Genomic DNA, 19,063 nt, shown 5'->3' with positions numbered 1-19,063 from the left:
CTGACGAAAGTCAGGGTGCACTGACAGCGAAGCGCAGCGGCCAACCCTGCTGGCGACGATGAAAATAGCGGCCGAGGGAACATGCTTTGACGCAATTGGTGCTGCGACTGCTGGGGGGCTTCGGCATTCAGGATGCCGCTGGCGCCGAAATACGCGTTGCGTCACGCAAGGGCCGCGCTTTGCTCGCCTATCTCGCCGTGAGAGCCGGCGAGAGCCAGACCCGGGACCGGCTCGCCTCGCTCCTGTGGGAAGAGGCCGACGAAGAACTGGCAAGAACCAGCCTTCGGCAGGCGCTGGCCGCCATCCGCAAGTGCCTGCCTGAATCCGCCCATGCCGCCTTGATCGCGGACACCGATTCGCTGCGGGTCGACCCCAACCTGGTGACGACCGACATCCTCGAGCTCAATCGCGCCCTGACCCTCGGCACGCGAACGTCGTTGCAGGACGCGATAGCGCTGCATCGGGGCGACCTGCTCGAAGGCCTCGATGCCCGCTCGACGGCCTATGAAGAATGGTTGAGCCAGGAGCGGCAGTCCTTGCGACGCCGCATCGCCGATGCCTCCCAGAAACTCGGCGCCTTGTGCGCGGCCCAGGACGATATCGATGGCGCCCTGGTCGCTTGTGCGCGATTCGTTTCGCTCGAACCGCTCAACGAGGCTGCCCATCGGACGCTCATGGAGCTGCATGCCCGTCGCAACGCCTATGCGGACGCGCTGCGCCAGTACCAGATCTGCCGCGACATCCTGCGACGCGAGCTCGATGTCGCGCCTGAACCGGCGACCGAGCAGTTGTACCGCGATCTCATGCGCAAACGCCGGGCCGCTGCAACTGCCAATGGCGGCAACGGCGCCGAAACAGAAGTGGAAAGTCCCGCGCCCGTCGCGCCGGCCGCGGCCGCGCCGAAAGATCTTCCGCCGAATCTGCGCGATGCCGTTGTGCTCGTCGCGAGGCTCGACGGATTGCTCGAACTGGAAGCGACGCTCGATCCCGAAGAAGCCCATGCACTGAGCACCGAATTTCAGAGCAACGTGCGTCGCGTCGTCGATCAGTGCGGGGGTTGTACGGACCGACGCGTCGGCGCCACCGTGCTCGCGGTCTTCGGCGCGGCCGAGGTTCGTGGCAATGAAGCGGAACGCACCGTTCGCGCTGCTTTGCTCTTGCAGCAGTCGGTGACCGACGGATCGTGGAAGCTCTCCCGAGACCTGCGCCTGCGCGTCGGTGTCGCTCAGGGCCAGATTCTCGTCGACCGCGATCTCTTCCCGCTGACGGGCCGGCCTACTCACGCGGCGCATGCGCTCGCCGCTGATGCCGCCAACGAAGGCGTCTGTGTCGCGGACGAAGTCCGCAACGCCCTCGCCGGACGCATCAATGTCAAAGCGCTGTCGGCGGGCGCGAACGCCTGGAGCGTGCAGGGATTCCGCTCCGAGAGCGCAGCCGACGGACAGCAGTTCGTTGGTCGTCGACCCGAACTGGCCATGTTGCTCACTGTCCTCGAACGCTGCCGAACCAGCCAGCGCGGCCGCGCGATCGTGATCCGCGGTGATGCAGGCATCGGCAAGACATCCATGGTCAATGCGATCCGCGCAGCCGCATTGCAGGCCGGCATCCGCACGCATTCGTCCGTGACGCTCGATTTCGGACAATCGCTCGGTCATCGGCCAGTAACGACGCTTGCGCTCAGCTTGCTCGATGTCAGTCCGGTGGCGCCGCTCTCCGAGCGAACTGAAGCCGTCGCTCGCAAAGTCGCCAGCTCGCAGGCCGGCATCGATCGGCGCATTTTCCTGAGTGATCTCATCGATGCGCCGCTCAGCGCCGAACTGTCGGCGCTGGAGAACGCCATGGATACCGCGACCCGCCAACGCGGTCGTTCACTGGCTTTGTCCGAGCTGATCGAATCAGCGGCACAACGAGCACCGCTGCTCCTCGTGATCGAAGATGTGCACTGGGCGGATCCCGAAGAGCTCGCGCGTTTCGGTGAAATCGCCGCAGTCGTCGCGCAGTGCTCCGCCCTGCTGCTGATGACGACGCGACCCGAAGGCGATCCGATCGGCGCAAGCTGGCGCGCCCGTGCCCGTGGCTGTCCCGTGACGACGATCGATCTGGCGCCGCTGGGCGATGACGAAGCACAGGAACTGGGCGCGCTTTACCCTGAACTTCCCGCAACGGCCATCGAAGCGTGCATCCGGCGCGCCGAAGGCAATCCGCTGTTCCTCGATCAATTGCTGCGCGCTGCGCGGACCGGACTCGAAAGCCTGCCAGGATCGATACGGACCCTCGTTGTAGCGCGTGCGAACGGCTTGCCGTCCCGCGATCGGCAGGCTCTCGAATGCGCGGCCGTCCTCGGTCACCGCTTCGCACTGACTGCGCTGCGCCAGCTCGTCGACGACGACTACGATGCCGCGCCGATCGTCGATACCGGCTTGCTGCATGGGAACGACGCCGAGCTGGAATTCGCACATGCGCTCTTTCGCGACTCGATCTACGAATCGACGTTGCGTTCGCGACGGCGCGACCTGCATCGCAGGGCAGCGGCGTGGTTCGCATTGCATGACCTGACGCTCCAGGCAGATCATCTTGCTGCCGCGGAAGATCCGGCTGCTGCCGCCGCTTATCTCGACGCAGCTCGCGCTGAGCAGGCTGCCCTGCGCTTCGAGCGTGCGTTGGTACTGGTCAACAAGGCGAATGCCGCGGCGCGCGATCCTGTCGTTCTGAACCAGATCAACTGCCTGATCGGCGAACTGTCGCTCGTTCTCGGGCGAACTCACGACGCGCTGACGGCGTACCGGGAAGCGATCGACTTCGCCACCGACCCGCGCGGACAGGGGGAGGCATGGCTCGGCGTGGCTTCAGTCCTGCGCATCATGGATCGCTACCACGAAGCGATCGCTGCGCTCGAACACGCACAGAAGTCCTGGGGCGAGCTTGCCGATGCCCGCACCAAAGCACGCATGATGACGCTCTACGGCAACCTGTGTTTCCCCATCGGGAGGCTCGAAGCCTGCCTGGACGCGCATGAAGAAGCGTTGCGTCATGCGACGCAGGCCAACTCTCCCATCGATCTTGCACGCGCTTACGGCGGCCTGGGCGACGCCTGGTATCAGCGCGGACGGATGCACACAGCTCGAGACTATTTCGGCCGCTGCATCGAAGCCGGCCAAACGCACAATCTGCCCGGTGTACGCATCGCGAACTTGCCGATGCTCGCGGTCACGAGCATGTACTGCGGCGATCTTCAGTCCGCGGACATCCATCTGCGACAGGGCCTCGAGCTTGCACGCAACGCCAGCGACGCACGCAGCGAAATGCTGGTGCAGCTCGTGATGGCGAGCAGCATGCTGATGCGCGGACAGTTCGAGACGAGTGCGGAGCACGCCCGACAGGGGAACATGCTGTCGACGCAGCTCGGTGCGAGGCGCTTCCAGGCTGAGGCACTGTGCCTGCTGGGATCAAGCAGCCTGCAGCGGGGAGCGCGCGAAGAAGCCCTGCCCTACATCACGGAAGGCCTGGAGCTGGCGCGCCTCACCGGCATGAATTACTGCGGTCCCGTGCTGCTGGGCATTCTCGCGCGAATCACGCAGCACGAAGAAGAACGCGAAATCGCCCTCGAAGAGGCGGAAAGCCTGCTGGCCGAAGGCTGCGTGAGCCACAGCTACTTCGAGTTCTATCATCACGCCATCGAGGTACGTCTGCGCGACGGCGACTGGGTCGAAGCCTATCGCTACGCCGACGCACTTGCCGAGTACACGCGCGCCGAACCGCTCGCCTGGACCGAGCTCGTCATTCGCCGCGGCAAGACACTCGCGGATATCGGCGCGGGGCGCATCACGGCTGACACGACCCGCTCGCTGCAGGAACTCGACGCGACTTGTCGGCGCCTGAACCTCTACCTCGAGTTGCCCGCGATCGACGAAGCGCTCGCGAAGGTCGCCGCGCTGCAGGCCTGAAACCTGCGCAGCTTCAGAGCACGACGACCTGCCGCACGCTCTGCCCGTCCGCCAGGCGGTCGAACGCGGCGTTGATGTCCTCCAGCGACAGGCGTTCGCTCAGCAACTTGTCGACTGGCAGATGTCCCTGACGATACATCTGGATGTAGCGGGGAATGTCACGCGCCGGATCGCAGCTCCCGAGATAGCTGCCCTTGATCGTGCGCTCCTCGGCGACGATGCCCACATGCGGAATCGAGAACAGATGCTGTGGGTTCGACAGACCGGCGGTGACTGTCGTGCCGCCGCGCCGGGTGATGCGGTAACTGAATTCCATCGCCTTGACCGATCCGGCCATCTCGAAAGCGAAATGGACGCCACCGCGCGTGATCTCGCGAATCTTGTCTGTCGCATCCGCATCGGCTGCGTTGATCGTGTGCGTCGCACCGAGTTGCCGCGCCAGCGCCAGCTTCGATTCGCTCAGGTCGCATGCAATGATCACCGCCGCATCGACGAGCCGCGCACCGAGCAATGCTGCGAGACCAACACCACCGAGGCCGACGACGGCAATGAAAGAACCCGGCGACGGCTGCACGGTGTTGGTCACCGCACCGACGCCCGTCATCACCGCACAGCCGAACACCGCTGCTTCGTCGAAGGGCAACGTCGGATCGACCTTGACGAGCGATTCACGCGCAACGACGGCGTACTCGGCGAAAGCCGATACACCGAGATGATGATTGATGTCGGTCAGCCCCTGATGCAGGCGGCGATCGCCGCTCAGCAGCGTTCCTGCGCTGTTGGCGCGAAAGCCAGGCTCACACAATGCGGGACGACCGCTGGTGCAAGGCTCACAGGCGCCGCAGCAGGGAACGAAAGCCGCGACCACATGATCGCCCGGCTTGAGATCCTTCACTCCGCTGCCTGCCTCGAGAACTTCGCCGGCGCCCTCGTGACCGATGGCCATCGGCAACGGCCGCGGGCGATCTCCGTTGATCACCGACAGGTCGGAGTGACATAGCCCTGCGGCGCGTATCCGCACCAGGACTTCACGGGGGCCCGGAGGATCGAGATCGACTTCGACGATCTGCAACGGCCTGCTTTGCGCATAGGGCCGCGGCAGGTTCGTTTCCTTGAGAACTGCTGCGCGTGTCTTCATGAGCCGGATGACGTAACGAAAGCGATTGGGATACCGGCCGAAGCCGGCAGCCGACTATACAACGCTTTCGTTGCGGATCCCGACAATGACCAGCGCGCTGAGTCGTCCGGCTTGCGACGTCACACCTGATAGCTGGCGGATGTTCTGCTCTTCAGTTCATCCGCGGTCACGCCGGGTGCAAGCTCCAGGAGCTTGAAAGGCGATTTGCGGTCCGGCCGCGCGAATACCGCGAGATCGCTGATGACCATGTCGACCACGTTTGCGCCTGTCAGCGGCAGCTCACAGCGCGACTTGAACTTCGCGGCCCCATCCTTTGAGTTGTGCTCCATCACGACGACGACCCGCTTCACGCCCGCGACCAGGTCCATCGCGCCGCCCATGCCCTTCACCATCTTGCCCGGCACCATCCAGTTGGCGAGATCACCGTTCTCGCTCACTTCCATCCCGCCGAGAATCGACAGGTCGATATGTCCGCCGCGGATCATGCCGAAGCTGTCCGACGACGAGAAATACGAAGAGATGGGCAGCTGTGTGATCGTCTGCTTGCCGGCGTTGATCAGATCGGGATCCTCTTCCCCTTCGAGCGGGAAGGGACCCATGCCCAGCATGCCGTTCTCCGACTGCAGCACGACCTTCATTCCCTGCGGAATGTAGTTCGCCACCAGCGTCGGAATGCCGATGCCGAGATTGACGTAAAAGCCGTCCTTCAGTTCACGCGCCGCGCGCGCCGCCATTTCATCGCGAGTCCAGGCCATGGGAGTTGTCTCTTTGCAGTGAGCTTTGTCGGTTTCCGTTTCTGACCATCCGCCATCCGCTATCTACTTCTTTTTGCGGACCGTTCTCTGCTCGATCGGCTTCACATAGTCCGTGCCCTTGAAAATGCGCTGCACGAAGATGCCCGGTGTGTGAATCTGGTCGGGATCGAGCTCGCCGGCTTCCACCAGCTCTTCGACTTCGGCGATCGTGACGCGCCCGGCTGTCGCCATCATCGGATTGAAATTCCTCGCGGTCTTGCGATAGACCAGGTTGCCCTCGGTGTCGCCCTTCCACGCCTTGACGAGCGACAGATCCGAGGTCAGGCCCGTTTCAAGCACGAACGTCTCACCGTTCACGACTCGCTGTTCCTTGCCTTCCGCGACGAGCGTGCCGGCACCAGTGCGCGTGTAGAAGCCGAAGATCCCCGCGCCTCCCGCGCGAATGCGTTCTGCCAGAGTCCCTTGCGGGTTGAACTCGAGCTGCAATTCGCCCGACAGATACTGGCGCTCGAATTCCTTGTTCTCGCCGACGTACGAGGAAATCATCTTGCGGATCTGCCGCGTCTTGAGCAGCAGCCCCAGGCCGAACTCGTCGACGCCCGCGTTGTTGGAAATGACGGTCAGACCGCGCGCGCCGCAGTCGCGCAGCGCAAGGATCAGATTCTCAGGAATCCCGCAGAGCCCGAAGCCGCCGGACATGATCGTGAGATCGTCGCGGACGACCCCGGCGAGGGCCTCGCGCGCGTTCGCATACACTTTCGACGCAGAACCGGTCATGCGGCCTTCCCCCGTGTTGATCCATCATTAATTCATCAGTTGCTGAATTATACCCGGCGGCGGGCCGCCGCGCAGCTCCCGCCTGCGACGAACCGCTGGCAGAATACGCGAATCCGTGCAAACCCGATGAGGCCGCCAGGAAGGCCTTTGTGAATCAAGAGGAAGGAAGTCCAGCGATGTCATCCCGCTCCCCCGTCGTTCAACGCGCCGATTTCAAGGTCCTGCGCCCCATGCAGACCCGCTGGATGGACAACGACCACTATGGCCACGTCAACAACGTGGCCTATTACTCGTACTTCGATTCGGCCGTCAATGGGTACTTGATGGAGGCGACGAGCTCGGACACCCGCGAGCTGTCGGCCATCGGCATCGTGGCGGAAACCTCGTGCCGGTTCGTCAAGGAGATCAGCTTCCCCGACCTGCTGCATATCGGCCTGAGGCTGGAGAAGCTGGGCAACAGCAGCGTGATCTACGAGCTCGCTGTCTTTCGCGGCGCGGACACGGAAGCGTCCGCGATCGGCCGCTTCGTGCACGTCTATGTGGACGCGAAGACGCGGCGGCCGGTGCCGATCCCGCCGGTCATCCGCTCGGCTCTGGAGAAGCTCTGAGGAACCTAAGAGTTCACACGGAGTTCACGGAGATCACGGAGCAAAGAAACTCTGATAGGTTCTCCTCCATCTGATCTCCGTGCACTCCGTGATCTCCGTGTGAAACTCCGGACTCCTTACGCCGCGTCGGACTTCGCATCCGGGTCGTACCCCAGGTTCGGCGACAGCCAGCGCTGGGCTTCTTCCAGGCTGATCTTCTTCCGGGCCGCGTAATTGCGGACCTGGTCGAGATCGATCTTGCCCACCTGGAAGTAGCGCGACTGCGGATGCGCAAAGTACCAGCCGCTCACGGCGGCCGTCGGATACATCGCGAACGACTCCGTGATCCGCATGCCGGCATTGGTCTGCGGATCGATCAGCTTCCACAACGTCGCCTTCTCGGTGTGATCCGGGCAGGCCGGATAGCCCGGCGCCGGGCGGATGCCCCGATACTCTTCGCGAATCAGGTTGTCGTTCGTGAGCCGCTCCTCCGGCGCATAGCCCCAGAACTCCCGGCGCACGCGCTCGTGCAACCGCTCAGCGAACGCTTCGGCAAAGCGATCGGCGAGTGCCTTCAGCATGATGCTCGAGTAGTCGTCGTGGGCCGCTTCGAATCTGGCCAGATGCGGCTCGATCCCGATGCCTCCGGTTACCGCGAAGGCGCCGATGTAGTCGCGACGACCTGACTCCTTGGGAGCAACGAAGTCCGCGAGGCAATCATGTGACTGTCCATCCGGCTTGCCCTTCTGCTGACGCAGGAAGTGCAGCCGGTGCAGCACGTGGGTCCGCGATTCATCCGTGTAGATTTCGACATCGTCGTCATCGACACTGTTCGCGGGGAACAGGCCGAACACTGCCCGTGCCGTCAGCCAGCGTTCACGGATGATCTGCTTCATCATCTTGCGGGCGTCCGCGTACAGGTTGCTCGCCTGCTCGCCGACCACCGGATCCGTGAGAATGTCCGGGAACTTGCCCGCGAACTCCCACGCATTGAAGAACGGCATCCAGTCGATGTAGCGCGTCAGGTCTTCGAGCGAATAGTCCTCGAACGTGCGGATGCCGAGGAACTTCGGAATGGGAGGCTCGTAAGTGTCCCAGCCTGCCTTGAACTTGTTCGCGCGCGCCTGGGCGATGGTGAACTGGGGAGCCTTCACCTTGCGGCCCTGGTGCTGCTCGCGTCGCGTCGCGTGATCTTCCTTGAGCCTGGTGACGAAATCGGACTTCGAGTTCTCCGTCATCAGCTGCTGGCACACGCCGACCGACCGCGATGCGTCCTTTACATACACAACAGCGCCGGTGTATTGCGGATCGATCTTGACCGATGTATGCGCCGGCGATGTCGTTGCACCGCCAATCAGCAGCGGCTTGTCGAACCCCTGGCGCTGCATTTCGCGAGCGACGTACACCATCTCATCGAGTGATGGCGTGATGAGGCCCGACAGACCGATCATGTCGGCACCCTCGCGACGAGCCGTCTCGAGAATGCGATCGCACGGCACCATGACGCCGAGGTCGATCACTTCGAAATTGTTGCACTGGAGTACGACGCCGACGATGTTCTTGCCGATGTCGTGAACGTCGCCCTTCACCGTCGCCATCACGATCTTGCCGTTCGAGCGGGCAACGGCGCCGCTGGCAGCCTTCTCCTGCTCGATGAACGGGATCAGGTGGGCCACCGCTTTCTTCATCACGCGTGCGGACTTCACGACCTGCGGCAGGAACATCTTGCCCGAACCGAAGAGATCGCCGACGACGTTCATGCCGTCCATCAGCGGGCCTTCGATCACCTGCAGCGGGCGAGCGAACTCCTTGCGTGCTTCTTCCGTGTCTTCCACGACGAACTCATCGATCCCTTTGACCAGCGCATGTTCGAGCCGCTTGGTAACCGGGAGACTGCGCCACGCCAGGTCCTCACCCTTCTTCATGCCGGCTTCGCCCTTGAAGCGCCCGGCGATCTCCAGCAACCGCTCGGTCGAGTCGGCGCGACGGTTCAGGATCACGTCTTCGACCCGCTCGCGCAGCTCGGCGTCGATGTTCTCGTAGATCGCGAGCTGCCCCGCGTTGACGATACCCATCGTCATGCCTGCCTTGATGGCGTGATAGAGGAACACCGAGTGCATCGCTTCGCGCACCGGCTCATTGCCGCGGAAGGAGAACGAAACGTTGCTCACGCCGCCGCTGATGTGAGCGTGCGGACACTCCTTGCGGATGCGCTCGGTCGCCTGGATGAAATCCACCGAGTAGTTGTTGTGCTCTTCGATGCCGGTCGCGACGGCGAAGATGTTCGGATCGAAGATGATGTCTTCGGGCGGGAATCCCGCCTTCTGCGTCAGCACTTCGTAGGAGCGCTTGCAGATCTCCACCTTGCGCTCGACCGTATCGGCCTGACCCTTCTCGTCGAACGCCATGACGACCACGGCCGCACCGTAAGCACGCACCTTGCGCGCGTGCTCCAGGAAAAGCTCTTCGCCTTCCTTCAGGCTGATGGAATTCACCACACCCTTGCCCTGGATGCGCTTCAGTCCTGCTTCGATGACCGTCCATTTGGACGAGTCGATCATGATCGGCACGCGCGAGATGTCCGGCTCCGAAGCCACGAGATTCAGGAAGCGGACCATCGCCGCTTCCGAGTCGAGCATGCCCTCGTCCATGTTGATGTCGATCATCTGCGCGCCGCTTGCGACCTGCTGGCGTGCGACATCGAGCGCGGCGTTGTAGTCGTCCGCTTCGATCAGCTTGCGGAACTTGGCCGACCCGGTGACGTTCGTGCGTTCGCCGACGTTCACGAACAGGCTGTCGGGACCGATGGTGAACGGCTCGAGGCCCGACAACCGGCAGCGCGGCTCGAGCACTGGCGGCTTGCGCGGAGCGACGCCTTCGATCGCTTCGCGGATGTGATGAATGTGATCGGGCGTCGTACCGCAGCAGCCGCCGACGATGTTCACGAATCCGCTCTTCGCGAAATCCTGGATCAGATCACCCGTTTCGCAGGCTGTCTCATCGTACTCGCCGAACGCGTTCGGCAGTCCGGCGTTCGGATAGGCACACACATAGGTATCAGCGATGCGCGAAAGCTCTTCGACGTAGGGGCGCAACTGCTTGGCGCCGAGCGCGCAGTTCAGTCCGATCGCGATCGGCCTGGCGTGACGGACGGAATTCCAGAACGCTTCGGTCGTCTGGCCCGACAGCGTACGGCCCGAGGCGTCCGTGATCGTTCCCGAAATGATGACCGGCAGCTCGACGCCCGTTTCGTCCATCGCCTGGCGCACCGCGAAGACGGCGGCTTTTGCGTTCAGCGTGTCGAAGATGGTCTCGATGAGGAACAGATCCGCGCCGCCTTCGATGAGGTTGCGCGCGGCAATCAGGTACGTCGCCGACAGCTGATCGAAATCGATGTTGCGGAACGCCGGATCCGTGACGCTGGGAGACAACGATGCGGTGCGGTTCGTGGGCCCGAGCGCGCCCGCGACGAACTTCAGCTGACCTGTCTTCGCGAAGTAGTCATCCGCCGCTTTGCGGGCAACTTGTGCGCCGGCGAGGTTGATCTCGGCAACGAGATCTTCCATGCCGTAGTCAGCCTGCGACGAGTAGTTCGCGGTAAACGTGTTCGTCTCGATGATGTCGGCGCCGGCTTCGAGATACGCCGTGTGAATGGAGCCGATCACTTCCGGGCGGGTCAGCACGAGAATGTCGCTGTTGCCTTTGAGGTCGCACTTCCAGTCCTTGAAGCGTTCGGCGCGATAGTCCGCTTCCGTCAGCTTGCGGCCCTGGATCATCGTGCCCATCGCTCCGTCGATCACCAGGATGCGTTCGGTGAGAATGCGGCGGAAGGCGGCAATGCGTTCGTTGCGGGTCATAAGAGGGCTACTGGCTACTGGCAAGAGTCGGATGATCAACCGGCGGCAGCGAGCGACGGCGCGGGCCGCACGCCCAGGGCGTGGCAGATGGCGTATGTCAGCTCGGAGCGATTGAGGGTGTAGAAGTGGAATTCGCTCACGCCTTCGCGCTCGAGTGCCTGCACTTGTTCGATCGCAACCGCGGCGGCGATCAGGCGGCGGGTATCCGGATCTTCATCGAGACCATCGAAGCGATCCGCGAGCCAATCGGGAACACTGGCACCGCACGTACGCGCCATCCGCTGCAATTGCGGGAAGCGGGTGATCGGCAGAATGCCCGGGACGATCGAGGCCTTGATACCCGCGGCCGCGCATTGGTCGCGGAAACGCAGGAAACAGCCCGTATCGAAGAAGAACTGCGTGATCGCCCGATCGGCACCGGCGTCGAGCTTTGCCTTGAGGTTGTCCAGATCGAACTGGCCGCCCAGCGCCTCGGGATGCACCTCGGGATACGCGGCGACTGAAATCTCGAAATCGGCGACGGACTTCAGTCCTCGCACGAGGTCCACGGCGTAAGCGAAGCCACCGGGATGCGCGACGTATTTCGTCGTGCCCTGCGGCGGATCGCCGCGCAGCGCAACTATGTGACGGATGCCGTGCGCCCAGTAGTTACGGGCGATATCCAGGATCTCCTCCCGCGGAGCGCCGACGCATGTGAGGTGCGGTGCCGCGGTCAGCGATGTCGTTTCCTGAATGCGCGTCACGATGTTGTGGGTGCGCGAGCGCGTCGACCCATCGGCACCATAAGTCACCGACACGAAACGCGGCTGCAGCGGCGAGAGGCGCTGGATCGAGTCCCACAGCGTCTTCTCCATCTGTTCGTCCTTGGGCGGGAAGAACTCGAAAGACACCGTCGGGCGGCCCTGGAGCTTCGCGAGCCCGTTACCGATCCGATCCTTCAGTTGTTCGACAGACATGACGTTGTCCTTGCTCTGCGTTTGTTGCCGCGGCTTCAGGCCGCGGCGGTGACCTTCGAAAGGCGACGCGCGACGGCGACGACCAGCAATCCGTGTTCCGTATCCACGGGATGAATGCGATCGCACTCGAGGCGAGCCTCCGCGAACCACGCCCGCAAGGTAGCGATCGGGTTGCGAGCGGAGTGCTCCGCGAGCGCGTCGAACGATTCGACGACGATCAGTCGCGCGTTGATCTTCAGTGTGCGGGCGATTTCAGAGAGCGCCGCGACGGGGCGGTCGGCGCCAGCCAGCACGCGATCGGCAATCGCCGTATCGAAGAGCGGTGCGCTGAATGGGAGGTCATACATATCGCCACGCTGCAGCTCGCAGTGGCTGAGCCCTGCGTTATGCACGTTCGCACGCGCCAGCCGCAGAGCGTCGCTGGATATGTCGATCCCGACTGCCCGGGTCGCCTTCGCAGCGAGCAGGCCGAGCACGTGACCAGAGCCCGTACCCACGTCGAGCAACGCGCCGACAGGCTCGCGCGCCAGCTCTGCGACCAGCACTCGATCGACCTCGGCGGGCAACGTCATCGGCGCAGCCACCTCCGTCGCAGCCTGCCGGCCTCGCTCGGCGACGACACCGCGCAAGCGGCGCTCGTCTCGTTGCAGCACTTCGTCGTCTTCATGCACGAGAGCCAGGATCTGCCGCACGGTGTCCCGCGCGGGGCCGGTCGTCGGAGTTCGGTAATAGACCCAGTTGTGCTCGCGGAAACGATCAAGGAGCTGGGCATCCGTGAGGACTTTCAGATGCCGCGAAATTCTCGGCTGGCTCTGGTCCACGATTTCGCAGATCTCCCCCACTGTCAGCTCTCCGTGCGCCAGCAAGGCGAGCAGCCGCAGCCGCGTGGGCTCAGCGGCAGCTCTCAGGGCGACGATCGAGGACAGGAAGGGTTCGGGCATCCGCTTAAGGACATAAGGAAATGTTTATGTAGCGGGAAAGATAGGCCACGGGCACTTGCCGGGCAAGCGCCCGGCGGTGCACACGTCATTGCTCAATGGGAAATACGGAGCTGCCGCCGGACGGAGGAGATCCGTACAAGCTTATGATTTTGCTCAGTGAACCGTGCCGCCGGCATCCGGCGCATGGGGAGCCGCGAAGATCTGCTCCACATCGACCGGATCGAACTGGTAGGCGCGATTGCAGAAGTCGCATCGGACCTCGACGCTCCCCCGCTCCGCCAGTACCGAGCGGATCTCCTCGGCGCCGACGCCGCGAAGCATGCCGACCACCCGCTCCCGCGAGCAGCGGCACCGGAAGAACACGGGTGACGATTCGAAGATACGGACATCGTCTTCGACGAAAAGACGCCGGAGGATCTCGCGATCGCTCAGCTTGCGGAGCTCTTCCGGCTTCAGCGTATCGGCGAGCAGCTGCAGACGGTTCCAAGCGTCATCGAAATCCGGCCGCGCCTCACTTTCCACCTTACCGCCGGATCGCGAAGCAACGCTGTCGTCGGAGAGCCGCTGCAGGAGCATCGCGGACACGCCGTTCTCATCCGCATGCAGCCACAAGCGGGTCGGCAGCTGCTCCGAGTTCAGGAAGTAGCCCTGCAGGGACTCCGCGAGCCCGTTGCCTTCGATCGGCACGATGCCCTGATAGCGCTGCGACAGATCATCGTTTTCGAGCGTGACTGTCAGCCGTCCGGCGCCGGAAAGCGTCGACAGGTCGGCCGCCGCCTCCATCTCCCGCGGCAAGTCTCGATAGCGCGCCACCGCGCGAACGCCCAGTTCGTTCGAACACTGCGCGAGCAGCAGATGCATTGGCCCCTGCCCCTGGACCTGCAGGCTCAGCGTTCCCTCGAATTTCAGTGTCGCCGAAAGGAGCACAGCCGCGGCGACCGCCTCACCCAGTACTTTGCGGATGGACGGGGGATAGTCGCGATGCTCGAGCAATGCACGCCAGGCGGCGTCGAGATGCACGATATGACCGCGAACCGGATAGTGCTCGAAGAGGAATCGGTGCAGGCAGTCGCGATCGTGCATGGGAATGGCGGGAATGTGCGATGTGAGGTCAAGCATCGCCCAAAGATGGAGGCGATCCGGGCGAGTTTAAAGAGTCGAAGTTTTACACGAAGGTCAGTGAGGTCGAACTGCCGCTGTGGGTCCGACTTCAGCCGGACGTCAGCGCGAAGCGCCTTCGGTCATTCCCGCGAAAGCGGGAATCCATGCTTTTCCGGATGGATTCCCGCTTTCGCGGGAATGACGGGCCTCGCCTGCGGCGATGACGTCCGGCTGAAGCCGGACCCACAGGCTGAAGCCGGATTCACAGCCTGAACCCCGCTTCCCCCTGGCAACTAGCCCGCAAGCTTCGCCTTCAGCAGGTCGTTCACCTGGCCCGGGTTCGCCTTGCCGCCCGTCGACTTCATGACCTGGCCCACGAAGAAGCCGAAGAGCTTGTCCTTGCCGGAGCGATAGTCCGCGAGCTGCTTCGGATTCGCGGCCATGATGTCGTCGATGACTTTCTCGATCGCGCTCGTGTCCGTGATCTGCTTGAGCCCCTTCGCTTCGATGATCGCGTCGGCATCGGCGCCTTCGCTCCACATCTGTTCGAAGACTTCCTTCGCTATCTTGCCGGAGATCGTTTCGTCGACGATGCGCTTGAGCAGACCCGCGAGACGATTCGCATTGACGCGCGATTCGGTGACTTCGACGCTGTCCTTGTTGAGCGCGCCGGACAACTCGCCCATCACCCAGTTCGCGGCGAGCTTCTCGTTGCCGCCCAGCTCCTTGAGCACGGCTTCGTAGAAGTCAGCCATCTCGCGGCTGGCCGTGAGGACGCTCGCGTCGTAGGCGGACAGTCCGAACTTCTCGGCGTAGCGAGCGGCTTTCTGATCGGGCAATTCGGGCAGCGTGCCGCGCACGGTATCGATGAACGCCGTCTCGATCACGACCGGCAGCAGGTCCGGATCCGGGAAGTAGCGATAGTCGTTCGCTTCTTCCTTGGACCGCAGCGCGCGTGTCTCGCCCTTGTCGGGATCGTAGAGCCGGGTTTCCTGCACGATCTTGCGGCCGGCCTCGATCTCTTCGATCTGGCGCGCCACTTCGTAGTTGATCGCCTTCTCGATGAAGCGGAACGAGTTGAGGTTCTTGATCTCGCAGCGCGTGCCGAACTTCTCCTGACCCACGGGGCGCACCGACACGTTCGCGTCGCAGCGGAAAGAGCCTTCCTGCATGTTGCCGTCGCAGATCTCGAGATAGCGCACGAGCGTGTGGATCTTCTTCAGGTACGCGATCGCCTCCTTCGCCGAGCGCATGTCGGGTTCCGACACGATCTCGAGCAGCGGAGTGCCTGCACGATTTAAATCGATACCGCTCGAGCCCTGGAAGTCCTCGTGCAGCGACTTGCCCGCGTCCTCTTCGAGGTGGGCGCGCGTGATCCCGATCGTCTTGACGCTGCCGTCCTCGAGCAGGATGTCCATGCGCCCCTTCTCGACGATGGGCTTCTCGTACTGGCTGATCTGGTAGCCCTTCGGCAGGTCCGGATAGAAGTAGTTCTTGCGAGCGAACACGGAGCGCTGCGACACCGTCGCGCCAATGGCGAGGCCGAACTTGGCCGCCATGCGGACTGCTTCGAGATTCAGCACGGGCAGGACGCCCGGATAGCCGAGGTCCACGAGGTTCGCCTGCGAGTTGGGCGCCGCGCCGAATGCAGTCGATGCAGTCGAGAAGATCTTGGTCTTCGTCGCGAGCTGCGCGTGGATTTCAAGGCCGATGACGGTTTCGAAAGGCATACGTTCTGGGACCTGGCTACTGGCTGCTGGCTGCTGGCCAGAGCCGAAAACAACACCGATCAATTCAACTCGAGCTGCATCACGCGCGGGTCTGGCCAGCAGTCCAGCGGCCAGCAGCCCACCCGCGAACTACTTGTAGTTCGCGGGAATCTCTTTGTGCCACTGCGTCTCCTGCTGATAGCGATGCGCGACGTTGAGCAGCTTTCCTTCCGCGAAATGGGGGCCGATGACCTGCAGTCCAACCGGCAGGCCGCCGAGGAAGCCGCACGGGATCGACATCGCGGGCAGACCGGCGAGATTCGCGCCGATGGTATAGATGTCGTTGAGGTACATCGTGATCGGGTCGTCGACCTTCGCGCCGATGTCGAATGCCGTCGTCGGCGACGTAGGCCCCATCAGCACATCCACTTCCTTGAAGGCGGCTTCGAAATCGTCCGCGATCAGGCGCCGGATCTTCTGGGCCTGCAGGTAGTAGGCGTCGTAGTAGCCCGCCGACAGCACATACGTGCCCGTCATGATGCGGCGCTTCACTTCGGCACCGAATCCTTCGCCGCGCGAGCGCTTGTACAGGTCGATCAGATTGACCGGGTTCTCGCAGCGATAGCCGAAGCGCACGCCGTCGAAGCGCGACAGGTTCGACGAACACTCCGCCGGCGCCACCACGTAATAGGTAGGCACCGAGAGCGGCAGGTTCGGCAGGCTGACTTCGACGAGCTTTGCGCCCATCGCCTCGAAGACCTTGAGCGCATCGCGGACGAGCTTGCCGTTCGCCTCGTCCAGCCCCTTCTCGAAGAACTCCTTCAACAGACCGATGCGGAGGCCTGCGAGCGGCTGGTCGAGCGTCGCAACGTAATCAGGCACCGGAGCATCGACACTGGTCGAATCGCGCGGGTCGAAGCCAGCCATGGCGCCGAGCAGCATCGCTGAATCCTCAGCCGTCAGCGTGAGCGTGCCGGCCTGGTCGAGGCTCGATGCGAAGGCGATCATTCCGTATCGCGACACGCGACCATAGGTCGGCTTGATGCCCGTCAGCGACGTAAGTGCCGCCGGCTGCCGGATCGAGCCGCCCGTATCCGTGCCCGTTGCAGCCGGCGCGATGCGAGCGGCTACCGCAGCTGCCGATCCGCCCGACGACCCGCCCGGGACCTTCTTCAGGTCCCAGGGGTTCTTCACCGGACCGTACCAGCTCGTTTCATTGGAGGAGCCCATCGCGAACTCGTCCATGTTCGCCTTACCGAGCGTGATGACGCCAGCTTGCGACAGTCGCTCGACGACCGTCGCGTCGTAGGGGGCAACGAAGTTCGAAAGCATCCGCGAACCGCACGTCGTGAGAACGCCGTCCGTGCAGAAGATGTCCTTGTGCACGATCGGCAGACCCGTGAGCGGTCCGGCGGAGCCCGACGCGATCCGCTCATCGGCACGTGCCGCGGCAGCCAGCGCCTGATCGGCGGTCACGGTTACCAGGGCATTGAGTTCGGGGTTCGAGCGCTCGATGCGGGCAAGAAAGTGCCTGGCCAGCTCGACGCTGGAAAAGCGGCGCGCACGCAGGCCCGCGGCGAGTTCAGCAAGCGTCTGATGATGGAGTTCAGTCATGGTCTGATGCGGTTCGGATGATCTTCTGTGGGTCCGGCTTCTGCCGGACTCTTGCTATGGCGTCGGGCTGCAGCCGGATCCGCCAAACTGCCGACTGGGTCTCACTCGATGACCTTCGGCACCAGGTAGAGGCCGGCCTCGACCCGGGCAGCGTTGCGCTGGTATTTCTCGTGCTGATCGCGATCGGCGATCTCGTCCGGGCGCAGGCGCTGGACTTGACCCTTCAACGGATGCGCCATCGGTTCGATGGCCGCGGTGTCGGCGGTATTGAGCTCATCGACGAAGCTGACGATCTTCGACAGGTTGTTCACGTACACGGGCATCTCGTCTTCCGTGATCGCAAGCCTCGCAAGATGAGCGATGTTCTCGACGTCTTTACGGGTAAGGCTCATTGACGACTTCCGCACTTCAAGAAAAACAGGGAAAAATCCCGGAAAAAAGCGCGCGCAATCATACACCTCGCCTTGTGCAAAGTCCTACCCGTTGTTAGAGTACCGCAACTTTTTTTGCCCCCCGTCGTTCGATCCACAACAACCATGTTCAAGAATCTTCGCGGCTATTTCTCGAACGACCTGTCGATCGATCTCGGTACTGCGAATACGCTGATCTACGTCCGTGGTCGCGGCATCGTGCTGAACGAACCGTCGGTGGTTGCGATCCGCGAAGAACCAGGCCGCGCGGGCAAGAAGATCGAAGCGGTCGGCCAGGAAGCGAAGAACATGCTGGGCCGCACCCCGGGCCACATCACGGCCATCCGTCCGATGAAGGACGGCGTCATCGCCGACTTCACGGTGACGGAAAAGATGCTCCAGTACTTCATCGAGAAGGTGCACGGCAACCGGCTCATGCGACCGAGTCCGCGCGTCCTCATCTGCGTGCCCTATGGCTCGACGCAGGTCGAACGCCGGGCGATCCAGGAATCCGCCGAAGGCGCCGGCGCCCGCTGGGTTCGCCTGATCGAAGAACCGATGGCCGCAGCCGTCGGCGCGGGCCTGCCCGTCCATGAAGCCCGCGGTTCGATGGTTCTCGACATCGGCGGCGGCACCTCGGAAGTCGCGGTCATTTCGTTGAACGGCATCGTGTACGCATCGTCGGTGCGCATCGGCGGTGACCGCTTCGACGACGCCATCATCAATTACGTCCGTCGCAACTACGGCATCCTCATCGGCGAAGCGACGGCCGAACGCGTGAAGATCGAGATCGGCTCGGCCTACCCCGGCCAGCAGGTCAACGAGATCTCGGTCAAGGGCCGCAACCTCTCGGAAGGTGTGCCGCGCAGCTTCACGCTGAACTCGAACGAGATTCTCGAAGCGCTGCAGGAACCGCTCGCCGGTATCGTGGGTGCGGTCAAAGTCGCACTCGAACAGACGCCGCCGGAACTCGGCGCCGACGTCGCGGAGCGCGGCATCGTGCTCACGGGCGGCGGTGCGTTGCTGCGAGACATCGACAAGCTCCTCATGGAAGAAACGGGCCTGCCTGTCGTGGTGTCGGAAGATCCTCTTACCTGTGTCGCCCGCGGCGGCGGCCGCATGCTCGAACTGATCGACGAGCACGGTCCGGCGCTGTTCAACCTGGAATGATCGCGGACAGCAACCTTCGCGTGATTCAGCCAGCAAGGCACTCATCCGCCGCCGCCTTGCTTCCTCTTTTTCTGGCCAGCGGCCAGTAGCCAGTCGCCAGCACT

Annotated in this window: 13 protein-coding genes; 3 read left to right on the top strand and 10 right to left on the bottom strand. The window is 63.2% G+C overall.

All coding sequences use genetic code 11. From position 1 onward, the window contains the following. Positions 1–86 precede the first annotated feature (86 nt). Entirely contained in the window at positions 87–3,944 is a 3,858-nt protein-coding gene (locus HNQ60_RS16325) for a BTAD domain-containing putative transcriptional regulator (RefSeq protein WP_184333654.1), read from the top strand. A gap of 13 nt (positions 3,945–3,957) precedes the next feature. Here HNQ60_RS16325 and HNQ60_RS16320 read toward each other — a convergent pair whose 3' ends face one another. The 3 genes from HNQ60_RS16320 to HNQ60_RS16310 all read right to left on the bottom strand — a co-directional run bounded on the left by HNQ60_RS16320 (position 3,958) and on the right by HNQ60_RS16310 (position 6,614). Continuing rightward, complete coding sequence (locus HNQ60_RS16320) at positions 3,958–5,082, bottom strand: zinc-dependent alcohol dehydrogenase family protein (RefSeq protein WP_184333652.1); 1,125 nt, start codon at positions 5,080–5,082, stop codon at positions 3,958–3,960. A gap of 119 nt (positions 5,083–5,201) precedes the next feature. Next, positions 5,202–5,837 (bottom strand): 3-oxoacid CoA-transferase subunit B, encoded by a 636-nt coding sequence (locus HNQ60_RS16315; protein WP_184333650.1) that lies wholly within the window; start codon positions 5,835–5,837, stop codon positions 5,202–5,204. A 63-nt stretch (positions 5,838–5,900) separates the two neighbouring features. Continuing rightward, positions 5,901–6,614, bottom strand: coding sequence for a CoA transferase subunit A (locus HNQ60_RS16310; protein ID WP_184333648.1), 714 nt, complete (start codon positions 6,612–6,614; stop codon positions 5,901–5,903). Between the two features lie 176 nt (positions 6,615–6,790). Between HNQ60_RS16310 and HNQ60_RS16305 the strand changes: the two genes are divergently transcribed. Next, on the top strand, positions 6,791–7,222 hold the full coding sequence (locus tag HNQ60_RS16305) for an acyl-CoA thioesterase (protein WP_184333646.1): 432 nt from the start codon (positions 6,791–6,793) through the stop codon (positions 7,220–7,222). A 116-nt stretch (positions 7,223–7,338) separates the two neighbouring features. Here the strand turns inward: HNQ60_RS16305 and metH are convergent, their stop codons facing one another. The 7 genes from metH to gatC all read right to left on the bottom strand — a co-directional run bounded on the left by metH (position 7,339) and on the right by gatC (position 17,771). Next, positions 7,339–11,058: a methionine synthase gene (gene metH, locus HNQ60_RS16300; protein ID WP_184333644.1), complete on the bottom strand. Its 3,720-nt coding sequence runs from the start codon at positions 11,056–11,058 to the stop codon at positions 7,339–7,341. Between the two features lie 35 nt (positions 11,059–11,093). Further along, positions 11,094–12,014 (bottom strand): methylenetetrahydrofolate reductase, encoded by a 921-nt coding sequence (gene metF / locus HNQ60_RS16295; protein WP_184333642.1) that lies wholly within the window; start codon positions 12,012–12,014, stop codon positions 11,094–11,096. Positions 12,015–12,049: 35 nt separating this feature from the next. Then, positions 12,050–12,955 carry a metalloregulator ArsR/SmtB family transcription factor gene (locus tag HNQ60_RS16290; RefSeq protein ID WP_184333640.1) on the bottom strand — a complete coding sequence of 302 codons (906 nt, stop codon included), beginning with the start codon at positions 12,953–12,955 and terminating at the stop codon, positions 12,050–12,052. Positions 12,956–13,108: 153 nt separating this feature from the next. Beyond that, positions 13,109–14,074 carry an Hsp33 family molecular chaperone HslO gene (gene hslO / locus HNQ60_RS16285; protein ID WP_221304232.1) on the bottom strand — a complete coding sequence of 322 codons (966 nt, stop codon included), beginning with the start codon at positions 14,072–14,074 and terminating at the stop codon, positions 13,109–13,111. Between the two features lie 275 nt (positions 14,075–14,349). After that, a complete protein-coding gene (gatB, locus tag HNQ60_RS16280) occupies positions 14,350–15,786 on the bottom strand; it encodes an Asp-tRNA(Asn)/Glu-tRNA(Gln) amidotransferase subunit GatB (RefSeq protein ID WP_184333638.1) in 1,437 nt (478 codons plus the stop codon). Positions 15,787–15,915: 129 nt separating this feature from the next. After that, positions 15,916–17,379, bottom strand: a complete 1,464-nt coding sequence (gatA, locus tag HNQ60_RS16275; RefSeq protein WP_184333636.1) for an Asp-tRNA(Asn)/Glu-tRNA(Gln) amidotransferase subunit GatA — start codon at positions 17,377–17,379, stop codon at positions 15,916–15,918. A gap of 101 nt (positions 17,380–17,480) precedes the next feature. Continuing rightward, positions 17,481–17,771 carry an Asp-tRNA(Asn)/Glu-tRNA(Gln) amidotransferase subunit GatC gene (gatC, locus tag HNQ60_RS16270; protein WP_184333634.1) on the bottom strand — a complete coding sequence of 97 codons (291 nt, stop codon included), beginning with the start codon at positions 17,769–17,771 and terminating at the stop codon, positions 17,481–17,483. Between the two features lie 144 nt (positions 17,772–17,915). Here gatC and HNQ60_RS16265 point away from each other — a divergent pair, with 144 nt between their 5' ends. Beyond that, the gene (locus tag HNQ60_RS16265; protein ID WP_184333632.1) at positions 17,916–18,959 is read left to right on the top strand and encodes a rod shape-determining protein; all 1,044 of its coding nucleotides are present in this window, start codon (positions 17,916–17,918) and stop codon (positions 18,957–18,959) included. Positions 18,960–19,063: the final 104 nt, after the last annotated feature.

Origin of the sequence: Povalibacter uvarum (assembly GCF_014202975.1) — a bacterium.
GTDB lineage: Bacteria > Pseudomonadota > Gammaproteobacteria > Steroidobacterales > Steroidobacteraceae > Steroidobacter > Steroidobacter uvarum.
The sequence above is the reverse complement of the archived record's forward strand: the minus strand, read 5'-3'. Positions and strand labels throughout refer to the sequence as shown.